The 15,713-nt window shown below is 62.0% G+C and carries 18 protein-coding genes and 1 tRNA gene; 8 read left to right on the forward strand and 11 right to left on the reverse strand.

What is annotated here, in order from left to right; genetic code table 11:
* Positions 1–10 precede the first annotated feature (10 nt).
* The 3 genes from LZ518_RS00905 to typA all read left to right on the forward strand — a co-directional run bounded on the left by LZ518_RS00905 (position 11) and on the right by typA (position 3,223).
* Positions 11–424, forward strand: coding sequence for a MarR family winged helix-turn-helix transcriptional regulator (locus LZ518_RS00905; RefSeq protein WP_249914180.1), 414 nt, complete (start codon positions 11–13; stop codon positions 422–424).
* Positions 425–436: 12 nt separating this feature from the next.
* Positions 437–1,336, forward strand: coding sequence for a TSUP family transporter (locus LZ518_RS00910; protein ID WP_249914181.1), 900 nt, complete (start codon positions 437–439; stop codon positions 1,334–1,336).
* 66 nt (positions 1,337–1,402) lie between these two features.
* Complete coding sequence (typA, locus tag LZ518_RS00915; protein WP_249914182.1) at positions 1,403–3,223, forward strand: translational GTPase TypA; 1,821 nt, start codon at positions 1,403–1,405, stop codon at positions 3,221–3,223.
* 58 nt (positions 3,224–3,281) lie between these two features.
* On the opposite strand, the gene LZ518_RS00920 is transcribed toward typA, so the two are convergent.
* The 5 genes from LZ518_RS00920 to LZ518_RS00940 form a co-directional block, all read right to left on the reverse strand.
* A complete protein-coding gene (locus LZ518_RS00920; RefSeq protein WP_249914183.1) occupies positions 3,282–4,106 on the reverse strand; it encodes a helix-turn-helix transcriptional regulator in 825 nt (274 codons plus the stop codon).
* A 58-nt stretch (positions 4,107–4,164) separates the two neighbouring features.
* Positions 4,165–4,677, reverse strand: coding sequence for a nuclear transport factor 2 family protein (locus tag LZ518_RS00925; RefSeq protein WP_249914184.1), 513 nt, complete (start codon positions 4,675–4,677; stop codon positions 4,165–4,167).
* Between the two features lie 64 nt (positions 4,678–4,741).
* Positions 4,742–4,975: a hypothetical protein gene (locus LZ518_RS00930; protein ID WP_249914185.1), complete on the reverse strand. Its 234-nt coding sequence runs from the start codon at positions 4,973–4,975 to the stop codon at positions 4,742–4,744.
* A gap of 131 nt (positions 4,976–5,106) precedes the next feature.
* The gene (locus LZ518_RS00935) at positions 5,107–5,619 is read right to left on the reverse strand and encodes a hypothetical protein (RefSeq protein ID WP_249914186.1); all 513 of its coding nucleotides are present in this window, start codon (positions 5,617–5,619) and stop codon (positions 5,107–5,109) included.
* Entirely contained in the window at positions 5,616–6,011 is a 396-nt protein-coding gene (locus tag LZ518_RS00940) for an EVE domain-containing protein (RefSeq protein ID WP_249914187.1), read from the reverse strand. Before LZ518_RS00940 ends, LZ518_RS00935 begins: the two co-directional genes overlap by 4 nt.
* A gap of 318 nt (positions 6,012–6,329) precedes the next feature.
* On the opposite strand from LZ518_RS00940, the gene LZ518_RS00945 reads away from it, so the two are divergent.
* On the forward strand, positions 6,330–6,980 hold the full coding sequence (locus LZ518_RS00945; protein ID WP_249914188.1) for a cell wall hydrolase: 651 nt from the start codon (positions 6,330–6,332) through the stop codon (positions 6,978–6,980).
* A gap of 144 nt (positions 6,981–7,124) precedes the next feature.
* Entirely contained in the window at positions 7,125–7,631 is a 507-nt protein-coding gene (locus LZ518_RS00950; protein WP_249914189.1) for a response regulator, read from the forward strand.
* Positions 7,632–7,704: 73 nt separating this feature from the next.
* Here the strand turns inward: LZ518_RS00950 and LZ518_RS00955 are convergent, their stop codons facing one another.
* From LZ518_RS00955 to LZ518_RS00965, 3 genes are all read right to left on the reverse strand, one after another.
* Positions 7,705–8,652: an acyltransferase family protein gene (locus LZ518_RS00955; RefSeq protein ID WP_283938142.1), complete on the reverse strand. Its 948-nt coding sequence runs from the start codon at positions 8,650–8,652 to the stop codon at positions 7,705–7,707.
* Between the two features lie 93 nt (positions 8,653–8,745).
* Positions 8,746–9,483: a glutathione S-transferase family protein gene (locus LZ518_RS00960; RefSeq protein WP_249914191.1), complete on the reverse strand. Its 738-nt coding sequence runs from the start codon at positions 9,481–9,483 to the stop codon at positions 8,746–8,748.
* A 58-nt stretch (positions 9,484–9,541) separates the two neighbouring features.
* Positions 9,542–9,615, reverse strand: a tRNA-Gln gene (locus tag LZ518_RS00965).
* Between the two features lie 169 nt (positions 9,616–9,784).
* Between LZ518_RS00965 and LZ518_RS00970 the strand changes: the two genes are divergently transcribed.
* Both LZ518_RS00970 and LZ518_RS00975 read left to right on the forward strand, forming a co-directional pair.
* On the forward strand, positions 9,785–10,828 hold the full coding sequence (locus tag LZ518_RS00970) for a Ppx/GppA phosphatase family protein (protein WP_249916460.1): 1,044 nt from the start codon (positions 9,785–9,787) through the stop codon (positions 10,826–10,828).
* On the forward strand, positions 10,825–11,475 hold the full coding sequence (locus tag LZ518_RS00975; protein ID WP_249914192.1) for an RlmE family RNA methyltransferase: 651 nt from the start codon (positions 10,825–10,827) through the stop codon (positions 11,473–11,475). The genes LZ518_RS00970 and LZ518_RS00975 overlap by 4 nt, the downstream gene beginning before the upstream one ends.
* Here the strand turns inward: LZ518_RS00975 and yczR are convergent.
* Entirely contained in the window at positions 11,472–12,917 is a 1,446-nt protein-coding gene (yczR, locus tag LZ518_RS00980; RefSeq protein ID WP_249914193.1) for a MocR-like transcription factor YczR, read from the reverse strand. The two genes, LZ518_RS00975 and yczR, sit on opposite strands and share 4 nt — an antisense overlap.
* Before the next feature lie 60 nt (positions 12,918–12,977).
* On the opposite strand from yczR, the gene yczE reads away from it, so the two are divergent.
* Positions 12,978–13,604, forward strand: coding sequence for a membrane protein YczE (gene yczE / locus LZ518_RS00985; protein WP_249914194.1), 627 nt, complete (start codon positions 12,978–12,980; stop codon positions 13,602–13,604).
* A 3-nt stretch (positions 13,605–13,607) separates the two neighbouring features.
* On the opposite strand, the gene LZ518_RS00990 is transcribed toward yczE, so the two are convergent.
* Both LZ518_RS00990 and LZ518_RS00995 read right to left on the reverse strand, forming a co-directional pair.
* Positions 13,608–14,318, reverse strand: coding sequence for a DsbA family protein (locus LZ518_RS00990; RefSeq protein WP_249914195.1), 711 nt, complete (start codon positions 14,316–14,318; stop codon positions 13,608–13,610).
* Entirely contained in the window at positions 14,302–15,663 is a 1,362-nt protein-coding gene (locus LZ518_RS00995) for a M48 family metalloprotease (protein ID WP_249914196.1), read from the reverse strand. Before LZ518_RS00995 ends, LZ518_RS00990 begins: the two co-directional genes overlap by 17 nt.
* Positions 15,664–15,713 lie beyond the last annotated feature (50 nt).

The raw sequence follows: 15,713 nt of genomic DNA on the forward strand, positions 1-15,713 counted from the left end.
GCTCAATTCCATGTGGGGGACGGCATCACCAGGCGCCATCGCGGCGCGCTTCGCAAGATTGGTAGAGTTGTTGGGCGGCGACACTGCCGCGGCCAAGGCGATGGGGCAGCAGCGGGACTTGCTTGCGGCGGTACAGTCGACCGAACCGGGCACGCTCAACCAGGTTGCGGCACGTGTGAAGCGCGGCGCGCCGGCGATTAGCCGCGCGATCGATACGCTTGTTCGCGCGGGATTTGTCGACCGCCAGGCCGATCCGGAAAACCGGCGGCGGCTCCAGCTTCGGCTAACCGACCAGGGCCGCGAATATCTCAATCGGCCGCCGGTGGCCGACCAGACGCTTGAAGGGCGCCTGGGGAAGCTTGCGGCGAGCGAATTGCGCGCGCTGGAGCGCGGGATCGAAATCCTCGAACGGCTGCCGCGCTAGGAGAGTATCGCCATGCTGCTTGTTTTGTTGGTTGCCGGCTTGAGCATTGGCGCGGCTGGTCTTTTTTTCGCGATCGTCCGCGAGGCCGTGAAGACCAACCAGGTCGTCCCTAAGGGCGAGGCCCTCGCGCTCGGCGCGGTCACCAATTTCTTCGATACGCTCGGCATCGGTTCGTTCGCGCCGACGATCGCCTGGTTCCGGTTCAGGAAAATGGTACCGGACCGGCTGATCCCGCTGACCATGTTCATCGGCTACACGGTCCCGGCGATCCTCCAGGGAGTGATCTTCCTGATCCTGCTGGGCGTGAAGGTCGATCTGTACCTTCTCACCGGCTGCGTCGTCGCAATCGTGCTCGGCGGCTATTGGAGCGTTCCGCTTGCCGCCCGATCTCCCGTGCGGCTGATCCAGACGATCATAGGCATTGCGCTGCTGATCGCGGCGTTCTTCTATTGTCTCGCAAATCTGGGCCTGATGCCTGCCGGCGGAACCGCGACCAGTCTGCCGTTGTCGCTTGCCATCGTTGCGATCGTGGCAAACTTCATTTTTGGCCTTTTGCTCAGCTTCGGGGTTGGCAACTATGCCCCCAGCCTGGCGATGTTCAGCCTGATGGGAATGGATCCAAGGCTGGCTTTCCCGATAATGGCGGCCGGCGCCGGCTTTGCCGGCCTGGCGGCGGGCACTCAATGCGTGCGCAAGGTAAAGCTCGACTGGCGCGTCGTACTCGGCCTGACGATCGGGGCCATTCCGTCGGTCCTGATCGCCGCGTTCATCGTCAAGGAAATGGACCTGGTGATTCTAAGGTGGCTGGTGGTCGTGGTCGTGACTTACGCCGGCATAACTTTGCTCTACACCGCGCTGCGCAAGGCCGAACTGGTGCCGACCGATGCCGCAGGCGCGGCGGTAACTCATTAGCCGCGGTTGCCGCAGTGCAGCATTTCGGCTAAGGGCCCCGCCAACTCTTACTCACGGACATTGATAATGAATTTGCGCAACGTGGCGATCATCGCCCACGTGGATCATGGCAAGACCACGCTCGTCGACCAGCTATTTCGCCAATCGGGCACCTTCCGCGACAATCAGCGCGTGGAGGAGCGCGCGATGGATTCGAACGACCTGGAGAAGGAGCGGGGTATTACCATCCTCGCCAAATGCACCTCAGTCGAATGGAACGGGACGCATATCAACATCGTCGACACGCCTGGCCACGCCGACTTCGGCGCGGAGGTGGAACGGATCCTCTCCATGGTCGACGGTGTCATCCTGCTGGTCGACAGCGCCGAAGGGCCGATGCCGCAGACCAAGTTCGTCACAGGCAAGGCGCTGAGCCTGGGTCTCAAGCCGATCGTCGTCGTCAACAAGATCGACCGGCCTGACGCGCGTCCGGCTGAAGTGCTGGACGAAGTGTTCGAGCTGTTCCTCAACCTCGAAGCCAATGACGAGCAGCTCGATTTCCCGACGCTCTACGCGTCGGGCCGCGCGGGCTATGCCGGCCTCACCGACGACGTCCGAGAGGGCGACCTTACCCCGCTATTCCAGACTATCGTCGACCATGTCCCAGCCCCGCAGCTCGACCCGGCGGGCGAGTTCAAGATGCTCGCAACCCTGCTCGACCGCGACAATTTCCTCGGCCGCATCCTCACCGGCCGTATCGAAAGCGGCACGCTCAACATCAACGACCCGATCCGCGCGGTCGACGTCAATGGCAAGACCGTCGAGGACGGCCGCGTCACCAAGCTGTTCGCCTTCCAGGGACTGGAGCGCGTTCCGGTGGAGAGCGCCAAGGCGGGCGATATCGTGGCGATCGCAGGCTTAATGAAGGCGACCGTTTCGAACACCATCGGCACGCCAGCGATAACAGAGCCGTTGCATGCGCGCGAAATCGATCCGCCGACGCTGAGTATGACTTTTGCGGTCAACGACAGCCCGTTTGCCGGCAAGGACGGCGACAAGGTGCAGAGCCGAGTAATTCGCGACCGCCTGGAGCGCGAAGCCGAGGGCAATGTCGCAATCCGGGTCAGCGAAACGCCGGGCGGCGAGGCGTTCGAGGTTGCCGGCCGCGGCGAGCTTCAGCTCGGCGTGGTGATCGAGACGCTGCGCCGCGAAGGATTTGAGCTGGGAATCAGCCGCCCCCGCGTGCTGTTTCGCGACGGCCCGTCGGGACGCGAAGAGCCCTATGAGACGGTCGTAGTCGACGTGGACGACGAATTTTCCGGCACCGTCATCGACAAGATGGCACTGCGCAAGGCGGAAATGACCGACATGCGCCCGTCGGGTGGCGGCAAGACCCGACTGATGTTCTCGGCGCCGTCACGCGGTCTGATCGGCTACCATGGTGAATTCCTGTCCGATACGCGTGGCACGGGCATTATGAACCGGCTGTTCGAGAAATATGGCCCCTACAAGGGCCCGATCCAGGGCCGCCAAAACGGTGTCCTCATCTCGATGGAGAAGGGACCGGCGGTTGCATATGCGCTGAGTGCGCTCGAAGAACGCGGGATCCTGTTCATCACGCCCGGCGAGATGCTCTACGAAGGCATGGTGATCGGCGAAAACGCCAAGGTCCAGGACCTGGAGGTAAATCCCTTAAAGTCCAAGCAGCTCACCAACTTCCGCGCGTCCGGGCCGAAGGACGAAGGCATTCGCCTGACCCCGCCCCGGCGGATGACGCTGGAGCAGGCGATCGCCTACATTCAGGACGATGAGCTGGTTGAAGTGACGCCCAAGGCAATCCGCATCCGCAAGCGCTTCCTCGATCCGCATGAGCGCAAGCGCGAATCTCGGAAGATGGAAGCCGCCTGATCACGCTGTCGATCCGCCCGGGATTGCGACGTCGTCGCCCCGGGGGGCAGCACGCCGGCTAGCCTGCCAATGCGCGCCCAAGGTTCGTGTTCGCCGATTCCGTGCGATAGTGTGAGGGCGTCATGCCGAATTGCGATCGAAATGCCGCAGTGAAATGGCTGTGACTCGAAAAGCCGAGCTCAAATGCGAGGTCGGTTATGTCATCGCGCTCTGGAAGCTGATCCAAGGCGCGACCAAGGCGCAACATCGTCTGATAACGATAAAGGGGAATTCCCTCGGATCGCTTGAAACATTGGGTGAGGTAGATCGGCGACACTCCAACGTCGGCCGCTATCTGCATCAAGGTCAATCGCCCGTCTGAATTGCCATGCAGGATAGTCTTGGCTCGCCGGACGCAGGCCGGGTCAACCACTGTGACACTTCGCGATTCGGCCACGCTTTCCTCGAGAATCGCAATGCCGAGCTCTTGGGCGGCAAGGGGATCGAGCGTCCGGCGCAATTGCTGGGTCAGCATCTGCGTCCGAAGCGTGCAAGCGCGCACGCGCCCAGCAAACGGCGCATCGCCGTTGCCCCAAAGTTCTTCGATTGTGCCGGGCCCCGGGCTCAGGATGATGCTTCTATGGCCCGATCCCGGCACGACATGCCGATCGATAAATGACTGATTGGCCTCGGCGAACAATATCCTTGAAGGATCGACCCAGGTAATCGACCGGCCGACCTGAAACTCAAACGCACCGGCATAGGTGATCGCAAGCTGGCGCCGGATCGTATCGCCACGCGGAGGCAGTTCCGGCAGGGCGACAATTTCCTCGGCCAAAAGGACGTCGGAACTGACCAATCGGCGGCGCCTGTTCTGCGCCTGGTTCTGAACCTGCCCGTTCATGGACCGGAGCATAATGTGGATCTCCCCGGGAGGGTCATAAAAACCTCAATCCTGTCGATTAGGGCCGATATTCGACCGGCCTGAAGCCGGCCGCCAGCAATTCCTGCGAAAGGTCCAGTCGATTGGAGTCATCCGCGACATGAGGCGGCAAGGGTAGCGACGCCTGACCAAACAGATATTTCCAACCGCGTTCGGTCCGAACATAGGTGTCGCTGAACCAAAGGGTACGATCGAACCTCAATCCTTCCTTGGTGCCCTTGAGGCGCAGTTTCGCCGTGACGATCGCCGTGTCGCCGATCACCCTCACGGCCTGAGACTTCGGCTCCTCGTCCTGCAATTCGTAAGTGATCCGCCGACTGCGAGCTTCCTCGATCAGCTGCTTGCGGCTAATTTTCCTACCGTTGCCGAGAACCAGCTGGAAACTTGGATGGAGGATGCGGTCCATTGTTGCCGCATCGTTGCGCTTCACCGCCTCCTGATACGTCCTGTCCAGACGCGCGACCGCAAGACGGTCGGCTGAGGGGGCCGCCAGTGCCGCAACGCCTGCGACCATGATGTAAAAGCTCACCATCGACATCTCCTGAATTGATCCAGGAGTCGTGTGGCAGGATCGAATCGACGCCGCTGTCGAAAAGCTAAGGCCTCAGGCGGTGAATTTGTGGGGATTGGGCGGACATGCGGTCGGCTATGTCCCGGGCAATGAAGCCTGCCGCGACCGAGACCGCGGCGCTGACGAGCAGGCCGAGAGCGAACAGGATTTGGCCGGTTTCCTGGCAATTTTGGCCTCGTGGGCACCACTGAACTACCAGGTGGCTCACGACGACCTCAAGCGCCAGCATAGTCAGCGTCGCGACGGCAACGCCGATCACGGCACTTCGCCTTGGTCTCAAGATGCTCAATCCGTCCCCCCAGGCGCACCGCATCGTTGGCGCGCCTTATGTTTCAATATATCCGAATTGCGCCAAGCCAAGCTATCAAAAGTGAGCGGGCCGATTTTCGGCTAGGCGCAGCCCTCGACATATTGGATGCTCGACGTGCCGGCATGGATCGAATCCACCCTGCCATGATTGTCGGTTTCGAACCGCACACCCCTGCGACCGGGATCCAGCCAATAAGTAAGATATTCGGCGGGCGGGTCTTCATAATGATGAGGTTCGGACTTGATGCCGGCGCCATAGGCTTTGCGGACCTCGTCGGCCGTTGAACCCACATGCACCCCGCGCGGCGTTGCGACCGCGCTGGGCTCTATCGCACTGATCCGGCTGAGCTTGTTTTCTTCGAACAGGAAGAGAAGGCCCGGCAAGGCGTCGTCGGCGCCAACAAGCTCAAGGCATGTTCCTTCATCGTCGATCGGTTCACCCTCGAGCCTGGTCTTGAGCGCCTTCGACACTTGCGCCCGGGTCATGCCGATCTTCGCGGGACCCCAGCCCGTTGGCGTCAGTTTCCAATTCTGGCTAGGAACCGGGGCAGCCGCGGTGAGGAGCAGAGCAAGTCCGCCAACAAGCAGCTTCACTTCGCCATCTCCAGGATCAGCTTCCATTCCTCGTCGCGGATTGGGGCGACTGACAGTCGGGACTGGCGGATCAGCTCAATCTTGGCAAGTTTCGGCTCGGCCTTGATCTGGGCCAGCGTGACGTGATTCAGTGGCCGAACCGGCTCGACCGGAACCTTGACCCAGCTACCGTCGTCGCCGTCGGGTTGACCGATGCCGGTGATATTCATGATCCCGACAATCGCCCGCTCGTCCATGCTGTGATAGAAAAAGGCCTGATCCCCGGGCTTCATGGCGCGGAGATGGAGGCGGGCGGCGTTGTTGCGCACGCCATCCCACATGGTTCCGCCGTCACGGACCAGATTATCCCAGCTGTAGCTGCCTGGCTCCGATTTCATCAGCCAATAGGCCATGGGTCGCAAATCTCCTCGGGAAATGCGTTAGCGAGGGAAATTGCGGCGGGGAAGCCGAGATAAATCCCCGAAATCTGTCAATTTGTTCAGAGTTCCGGTCATTCACCCCATGATGGGCTCGATTCACCGCCGACACGGTTGAGCCGCTGGTTGGTTCCATTATGTGCACTGCAACAAATTAACGAGCGGGCGGATCCACAGTGCTTCCACGAGAAGCAGGATCCCAGGGCAAGACGGACGTGCCCTCCGCGATCGCCAGTAGCGTAATGCGCTCGTATCGCGATCGATGGAGGCCGGCCGCCAGGATTAGAGTGAAAATTGAAGAAGTTTGTGCGTGCCGGCAGGTTGCCGGCCTTTGCTGCTGCCATGTTGTTGACGTTTGGCGGCTCAGGCCAGGCCCTTGCGCAGCAGGTCGGCAATCTGCCGCTTGTCCAGGCGGTGGTGAAGACCGCCAGTGCGGTGACTTCGCCGGAGACGGCTGCATCGACGCTTGCGCTGGGCTCCGATGCCGCTCTGGCCCAGCAGGCAGCGGTATTGCAGCGCGCCGGCTGGCCGCTCTACGCGCTCGTCGATCGGTTCGCCGCCGGCGCGCCGCTGACCGACGAAGCCAATTGCATTGCCGTCGCAGTCTATCACGAAGCGCGCGGCGAGAGCCTGGAAGGCCAAATGGCCGTTGCCAAGGTCATCATGAACCGCGCCGCTTCGGGCAAATATCCGACCAGCTGGTGCGGCGTGGTCAAGCAGCCGTGGCAATTCTCATTCGTTCGCCGGGGCCAGTTTCCGTCGGTCGATCAGTCATCGACGGCGTGGCATAAGGCCCTGGGCGTGACTCGCCTGGCAGTCGCCAACGCGGTCCAGAGCGTGCCGTCGGAGTGCCTTTGGTATCACGCCGATTATGTTGCGCCTTCGTGGGGCCGAAACCTGACCCGGGTCGAGAAGATCGGCGCACATATCTTCTATCGCGCTTAATATGGCCTAAATCCTTTCGGCCCGTCGCAGCGCTGAGTCCTTCTGGCGTTAACCCGGTCAACAAGGGATTCGCGAACCCGCTAGATTCACGCACCATCCCATTCAAGGATAAGGATTTATCCAAGGCGGGGAGGGCCTCTGGCCGTGCTGAATATCCTGATCGTCGAAGATGACGCCCAGCTGGCGACAACTTTGAAATATCTGGTGGAGGACAACCCCCGCTATCGGGTGGTTGCAACCACGGACGATTTGGACGGTGCAGTCGCCGCCGCCGCCAAACATTCTCCCGACCTGGCGCTGGTCGACCTTCGACTGGCCCATGGCACGACCGGCTTTTCGGTCGCGGTGAGGATGAGCGATTTCGACATTCCCTGTTTCTTCATCACCGGCAAGGCACCGGATTTTCCAATGCCCGACCTTGCACTCGGTTGCCTGATGAAGCCGTTTACCGCCGAAGACATTCACAGGAGCCTGGCCGCCGCCGAGGACCTGATGCGCGGGCGCGAAGCATTGCGGCCGAAAATGCCGGTCAACCTCACGCTGTATGACAAGGTGGAGGAGGATGGGGCCGAAACCCAGCCCGGTTACATCCCGTCGCGCCGATCCCTGAAGACCCGCCTTGAGCACTGGATTGCCGGTACCCAGCATTGAAATTCGACTTGCCCCCCGAACGCGGGGCAACGGTGGCCGGGAGAGACCGTCGGGGGATGGTCCCGCCCGGCCACTAGCTGGTTAGAACCGGCTCTCGCTGCCTTGGGGCGCTGATCCGGTCTTTCATCCTGCGGCTCCACGCTTCGACGCTGTGGTAAGACAAGAGGGCCATCAGATAGGACAGCAGCAGGGTCATCGTGACCGTTTCGAAAAAATCGAACCGGGAGCGCAAATAATGGGCAATCGGATAATGCCACAGGTAGAGCCCATAGGAGAGCTTGCCGATGTGGACGAGGAGGGGCGCTTCCAGCCACCTGGACTCCCGAACCGATGCAATCAGCATCACGGCGGCGATTTCCGTGGCGAGAATGGCGGGAGAATTCCATTCGCGCTGAGCATAAAGGCTGACGAACAGCAGGATCGCCAGACCAGCGAGGCCGACCCACCGGTTCGTCTTCCAGCCGATGAAATGGAGCAAGGCACCAACCAACAGCCCTGAGCTGTGCGTGTCGATGCGATAATAATGATCTTTCCAATCAGTGAACTGTCCACGCCAGGCAATCATCACAAGCAGGGCGAGCAGGATGAAGGGGACTGCTTTTCCCGAACGCATCAGGGGAACCAGCGCCAGCGGCCAAAGCAAATAGAATTGTTCTTCAACCGAGAGCGACCAGCTGTGAACGAGGTGGTCCGGCCCCATGCCGGCTGGGAGCGTGAAATCCGTGACGTAAAAGGCGGTGTACAGGGCATCCCGGAAATGCGGTTCTCCCGGCCACACGATCGGGGCGACAAGCAAATAGCCGGCGAGCATGAACAGCAGGGCTGGGGCCAATCGCAGGAAGCGGCGAAGATAGAAACGCGGTACGTCGATCGCGCCGGTGCTACGATATTCCTCAACCAGGATGGACGTGATCAGATAGCCCGACAGGACGAAGAACAGGTCGACGCCGACATATCCTCCGACCAAGACGTCGGGATTTGAATGGAACAGCATGACGACCAGGATCGCCACTGCCCGCAATCCGTCGAGACCCGGTGAATAGCGCAGCGGACACCCCCCTTCGGCGGCACTTGGGTATCAGCGCAACTCTGAAAGTTTATTAACGGCGGGCGATCAAAGCCGCATGACACCCTTGCGGGCTTCGCGCTGGCCATAGGTCTCCGCGGTGAGTTTGGCGCCGGCATCGAGCAACGCCTGGCGGCGCCCCTCGATAGATGCGGAAAGCTGGATCATTTCCAGCTTGTGGATCTTCTCGAACGCCGGGTGGGCGAGGACCCGCTCGACCAGTTGCGCCGTTCGCGGCCAGCGCGAGTGATCGGGCACAAATCCGGCGTAGGAGGCATTGCGGAAAAAGCTGGCGATAGAAATGTCGGCCAGTCCCATCTCGCCGAACACATAGCCTTTCTGGGGCAGCTCGTTCTCGAGATAATCGAGCGCGGCAGGGATGTCGGTGTTGAGCGACTTGTCGATGCGGGCCTGGTCACCCGGCTCGCCCCAGACGCGGGGATGGACCATTTTCGGGTAGAACAGCCCCCAGATGAAGACATCGCCAAGCCTGGTGTCAGCGAATTCTTCGAGCCAGCGGGCGCGGGCACGCTCCCTGGGATCCATCGGCATCAGCCGCGGGTCGGGATAGGCCTCGTCGAGATATTCGGCGATGACCGTGGAGTCAGTCAGCACCAGGTCCCCGTCGATCAGCACCGGGATCCTGCAAAGCGGGCTCAAGCGGCGGAATTCGTCATTGCCGAAAAAGGGCGTGATCGGATCGACCTCATAGTCGAGGCCTTTGAGCTCCATGCACACAAGTACCTTGCGGACATAGGGGCTGACGAAGCTGCCAATGATCTTCATGCGCGCCTGGATATCAACCGGCGGGGCCGCCGCGAAGCAAATTCGCTGAGCTTCGGAATGGATGCCCGACGAGGATTCGAACCTCGATTGACGGAGTCAGAGTCCGTAGTCTTACCATTAGACGATCGGGCAATCGTTGCGGGCGGCGAGATAGAAAGCACCGTCCCAACTGTCAACGCACACTAGCCCAAATTGCCCGAAAAGGCAGCCGGTTGCGCGCCAAGCTTCATTCAGGTTAAACTGAACCCAGGTCAGTCGCGCGGTATTCCCGCGCGGCCAAGGATAGAATGGGCATGTGACGATGGCGCAGCAGGTCGCCACTGGGCCGAGCCCCCGCATCGAGGGCGCGGCCGGCGGAAAACCGCCCTTCCGGAGGAGCCCACAGCGCGACATTTATGGCGCTCTCGACCTTGGAACCAATAATTGCCGACTGTTGATCGCCCGCCCGAGCGAAGGCGGTTTCACTGTGCTGGATGCATTCTCCCGCATTGTCCGCCTCGGCGAGGGACTGTCGACTAGCGGTAAGCTGACGCAGGGATCGATGGACCGGGCGGTCGAGGCATTGGCGGTATGCGCGGACAAGCTTCGCCGACGCCATGTGACGCTGGCGCGCTCAGTCGCGACGGAAGCGTTGCGGCGCGCAGTCAACGGCCGCGACTTCGCCGCACGGGTCAAGCGCGAGACTGGAATCGCGCTGGAGATCATCGCGCCGCAAGAAGAGGCCCGACTGGCGGTGCTTGGTTGCCACAAGCTGCTGGAGCCGGGTGACGGGCCGGCGCTGATCTTCGACATCGGTGGAGGATCGACCGAGCTGGTGCTGGTCGAGCCTGGCGAGCCTCACCCGCGAATCCGGGCCTGGTGGTCGGCGCCGTGGGGAGTGGTATCGCTGACCGAGAGCGAGGGGCGGGAAGCGATCGAGGGCAAGGACCGGGTCCAGGCCTATTCGCGGATGCGCGAACGCGTCCATCGCAGCTTTGCCCACTTCATCGAGATGCTGCCCGACAAGCTGGAGAATGTCCGCTTGCTGGGGACCAGCGGCACGGTGACCACGCTGGCCAGCGTCCACCTCGCGCTACCCTCCTATGACCGGCGCCTGATCGACGGATTGCATGTCCCGGTGGAAGATATGCGCAAGATTTCGTCGATGATCGCCGAGATGGACTTCAAGCAACGCAGCGGCCTGCCGTGCATTGGCACGGAACGGGCCGACATGGTCGTCGCGGGGTGCGCCATACTGGAGGCAATTCTCGATATCTGGCCGGCGGAAGTGTTGGGCATCGCCGACCGCGGCATCCGCGAAGGTATATTACGCTCGCTGATGGCCCGCGACGGCTACCAGCTGTGAAGCGGCTGAAGACCGCCAAGGGCCGGAAAGTCAGCTCGACCCGTTGGCTCGAACGACAGCTCAACGACCCTTATGTGAAACGGGCCAAGGCCGAGGGATATCGTAGTCGCGCCGCGTATAAGCTGCTCGAACTGGACGAGAAATTCGGCCTACTGAAGGGCGTCAAGGCGGTCGTCGATCTCGGCATTGCGCCCGGCGGCTGGAGCCAGGTGGTTCGTCGACGCTCTCCCGCCGCGCGCATCGCAGGGATCGACCTGCTGCCGACCGATCCGATCGACGGGGTTGCCATCCTGCAGATGGATTTCATGGAGGAAGCTGCGCCCGAGCGACTGCGCGAGGCAATTGGAACCGACCAGGTCGACCTGGTAATGTCCGATATGGCGGCAAATACGGTCGGGCACCCGCAAACCGACCATTTGCGCACCATGGGTCTGGTCGAGGCCGGGATGGAGTTCGCCTGCGAGGTGCTGCGGCCGGGCGGTGCCTACGTCGCCAAGGTGCTGGCCGGAGGCGCCGACAACCATCTCGTCGCCGAACTGAAGCGCCATTTCACGACGGTGAAGCACGCCAAGCCGCCGGCTAGCCGTAAGGATTCAAGCGAATGGTATGTGATTGCCCAAGGCTTCAAGGGCCGCCCGAGCGCCTAGATCGCTTCCGTCAGCCTCGGTTCGGCAGGCGCCGATGACGAGTGGCCACCGGCGGCGACTTCGCGCCAGGCCTGGGCAAGGCGTTCGACAACATCCGAAAGCACCGGCTTAGGGAGAGCGTAGGGCAGGCGGACAAATCTTTCGAATGCGCCGTCGATGCCATATTTGCCGCCAGGCGCGATGCGAATACCAAGATCGTGAGCGGCGACCGCGAGAGCCGAGCTCAATGGTCGCGGCAGTTCCGCCCACGCACATAAGCCGCCGGGCGGCCGCTCGAACCGCCAGTCGGGCAGTTGTTCGCCAACCAGCTTGAGCAAATGGTCGCGTTGTTCACGGATCAGCTGGCGACGCTCGTCGAGAATATCGTCCGGGCGTCGAAGCAAGGCAGTGGCGGCAAGCTGCTCGAGGATCGGGCTGCCCATGTCATTGGCGGCACGCGACGCGGCCAGGGCGGCAATGATGTCGTGGCTTGCGCGGACCCAGCCCATCCTGAGACCGCCCCAGAAGCTCTTTCCCATCGAACCGAGCGTGATCACATGGTCGCCGCGGTCGAAGGCCGCCATGGAAGTGGGGCGCGGTACATCGAGCCAAAGGTCGATCATCGTCTCGTCGACGATAAGGTGGCCTCGCTGGCTGGCGGCGACCGCCGCGATCTTTTGGCGGCATTCGGCGCCCATCAGCCGCCCGGTCGGGTTGTGGAAGTCCGGCAACAGGTAGGACAGGCGCGATCCGGTCTGGGCCATGGCCGAACGATATTGTTCTGCGTCCCACCCGGATTGCGGAAGGTTGACCGGAATCGGCTGGCAGGACGCCGCCCGGATCGCCTCGATCGCTTTCGAATAGGTCGGGTGATCGATCACCACCGGATCGCCCGGCCGCGCAAGCAACGAAAGCAGCAGCACCAATCCCTGTTGGGCACCTTGAGTCACCAGGATCTGATCGGGATCGGTCGGCACCCCGGATCGCGCGTAGCGTTCGGCGATAGCTGATCTGAGGTCGGCGATACCGGCCGGCTCATAGCCAATCCCCGGCAGGTGTCGGGGCAGTTCCGCCAACGCCTCGGCATAGGCGGCGTGGACATGGCTTGGCGCCGGTAGAGCGGCGATCGAAAAATCGATCTCGGCCGTCGCCTGCAGCTGGTCCGGGCCGTTGCCCTGTTCCCGCGGCAAACGGGTGATGCTGCCGGACCCGTGACGGCTGAAGACAAAGCCGAGGTCGCGCAATTCGGCATAGGCGGCAGCTACAGTCGTGCGGCTCACATCCAGTGCATCGGCAAGATTCCGTTCGCCAGGGAGGCGGACTCCAATGGGCAGCCGTCCATCGAGGATTAACAGCCGCAAGGCCTGGCGGATCTGCCGATAAGCAGGTCCTCGCATCGCGTCGGCGTGCCAGCCGCCCATCAGTCGCGACAAGGAGGAGGCACCGATCTTTCTGCTGGCCATCAGTCCACTTTGCCAAAAGTGGCTATGTACTGCAATGCCACTTTTTGAGATTCCTTTTGCATGAACAGACGAATCATCCAGCTCTTTCTCGGCCTGGCTCTTTACGGAATTTCCCTGGGAGTAATGGTCCGCGCCAACCTTGGCCTCGATCCCTGGGACGTATTTCACCAGGGTTTGTCGAACCGGACAGGCATCAGCCTGGGAATGATGGTCAATCTAATTGGCGCACTGGTGCTGCTGCTGTGGATTCCCATCCGCCAGCGCCCGGGGATCGGCACAATCGCCAATGTCTTTCTGATTGGCACATTCGCCGACATCAGCCTTTGGATCATGCCGCCGGTCCATTCACTGCCGCTGGCCGTGGCGATGATGGCCGGCGGGGTGATCCTGAACGGGATTGCGACCGGCGCTTACATCGGCGCCGGCCTCGGGCCAGGTCCGCGGGACGGCTTGATGACTGGATTGGTCAAGCGCACCGGCGGATCGGTAGGCGTCATCCGCACCGGCATCGAGGTAACGGTGCTTGCTGCAGGCTGGCTGCTCGGCGGAACGGTCGGCGTCGGCACCGTGCTTTACGCAGTCGCGATCGGCCCCATCGTGCACCGGACGTTGCCGTGGTTCACCATCGCCGAACGATCGCCTGAGCCGCTTTCTCCTTGTGGAGAGCCGTGCCTCGAGACGCGCTGAGCGCTATCCCTTCTTGCGTGCGGCTTCGATCGCGCCCTTGAGCGCTTCATAGCCCACCGCGGCATTGATTACCCGGTCGCCGACCACGAACAGCGGCGTTCCGGTTGCACCAAGCTGGCTCGCCAAAGACATGTTGGCCCGCAGTTCGGCTTCCTGAGCCGGATCCTGGCTCGGCTGCGCCGGGATGCCGGCGGCCTTGGCCGCAATGGCGATCGTGTCCGGTCCGGGGCGGCCGGCGGCATAAAGTGCATCATGATATTGGACGAACTTCCCCGCCTTCGACGCTGCCAGTGAAATGCGCGCCGCGGCGACGCTTTCCGGCCCAAGGATCGGAAGTTCACGATAAACCACGCGAAGACCTTTTTCTTCCTTCAGCAATCGCTCGATGTCGGGATTGCTCTGCCGGCAATATCCGCAGGCATAATCGAAGAAATAGGTGAGCGTGACGTCCGGCTTTTCGGCGCCCTTCCAGCTGGAGAAAAAGGGGCTCTCAAGCGACGCCCGGAGCGGAGTCAGGGTTTCGGCAAATTGCCTGTCGCGCAGCGCCTGCCCGGCATCCATGATGATGTCCGGATTCGCGACCAGCGCATCGCGAACCAACCGTTCGCCAAACAGGGACGGTCCGGCCAGGACCAGGGCAGCCGCCGTCAGCGCTGATCCGATTGCACCGCCTGCAAGTGCCGGCAACCAGTTGGCCTTACTGCTTTGGCTCACGATATTTCTTGTCCTTTTTCAGCTCATTTTCGGACACCATGGCGATATCCTGGGCCCGAAGATAGTCCGGCGTCCCCGCACGAAGCCCGGCCATTGCCATCCGCGCGCTGGTTAGCGCCAGCTTGTTGTTGCCTTGCAGATTGTTGCGCTCGGCCGTCGCGAGGGCAGCTCGCGGCTCGTCGCCCTCACGATCGTAAACAATTCCCAGCTGGTACCAGGCAAAGGGATTGTCGTTGTCACGGTTGACCGCCGTTTTGAGCACCTGCTTGGCTTCCTGGAAATTCTTGTCGTCCTCGGAGGCAATCAGGGCGTGACCGAGCATGACCGCAATCATCGGCATGTCAGGCGCGCCAGCCACTGCCCTGCGAAGCGGGGCGATGGCTTCCTTGGGATGGCCGCCTTCGAGCAGGATCTGCCCCTTTAGCTCAAGGAAGAACGGGTCGTCCGGAGCGGTGGCAAGCAGCGCGTCTGCCTCGGCATTGGCTTTATCTGGATAGGCGCCGAGGTGATAGGCGTAGGCCCGTGCATAATGGGCCGGGACGCTTTGGTCGCTTTCCGGGTAGACGTTCACCGCTTGCTGCGGCGTGACGTAGCCGACCAGCTTGGCCTTGACCCGCTCGAACCTCGCTTCAAGCGCCGGATCGGGCTTTCGATTCCAGGCCGGGTCCTTTTGATAAATCTGCGTCAGGGCGTCGATGCGCTCCTGCGACAGCGGATGGGTGCGATCGTAACTGTCCTTGGCATAGATCGCCAGGCGATACTCCTGGTTCTGCAGCTTCTTGAAGAACTCGAGGCTGCCCCGGCCACTGACTCCCGCTTTGGACAGATAGGACGCGCCGGCGAGGTCGGCGCTCGACTCCTGGGCGCGCGAAAATGACAGGAAGCTGTTTGTCGCAACCTGCTGCCCGAGTGCCATGATCCCCATCGCCGCGTCGCCCGCTCCAGCTGCGATCGCGGCCGCGCCGAGCACTAAACTCAGGATCGAAATTGCCGAGGCTTTGCCGACGCCTTCATAGACGCGGATGGAGTGCCCGCCGGCGACGTGGCCAAGCTCGTGCGCGATTACGCCCTGCAGCTGTCCGACGTTGTCGGCGGCGGTCAGCAGGCCGCTGTGGATATAGACTACCTGGCCCTGCGCGACGAAGGCGTTGATCTCGCTATCCCTGAGCAGGACGACCCTGACGCTCTTCGGATCCAGCCCAGCCGCCTCGATGAGAGGCTTGCTGATTTGGCTGAACAGCAGCTCGGTCTCGCTGTCGCGCAGTATATCCTGGGCCATCGCGGGGCGCGCGGCGGCAAAGAACAGCAACATGCCGACCATCAGGAGCCGGATCAGGCGGGTCATGCGGCCCTGTCCCACCAGCCGCATGAACGGCGAATGAAAGCCGGCCCCAG

Origin of the sequence: Sphingomonas brevis (assembly GCF_023516505.1) — a bacterium.
Taxonomy (GTDB): domain Bacteria; phylum Pseudomonadota; class Alphaproteobacteria; order Sphingomonadales; family Sphingomonadaceae; genus Sphingomicrobium; species Sphingomicrobium breve.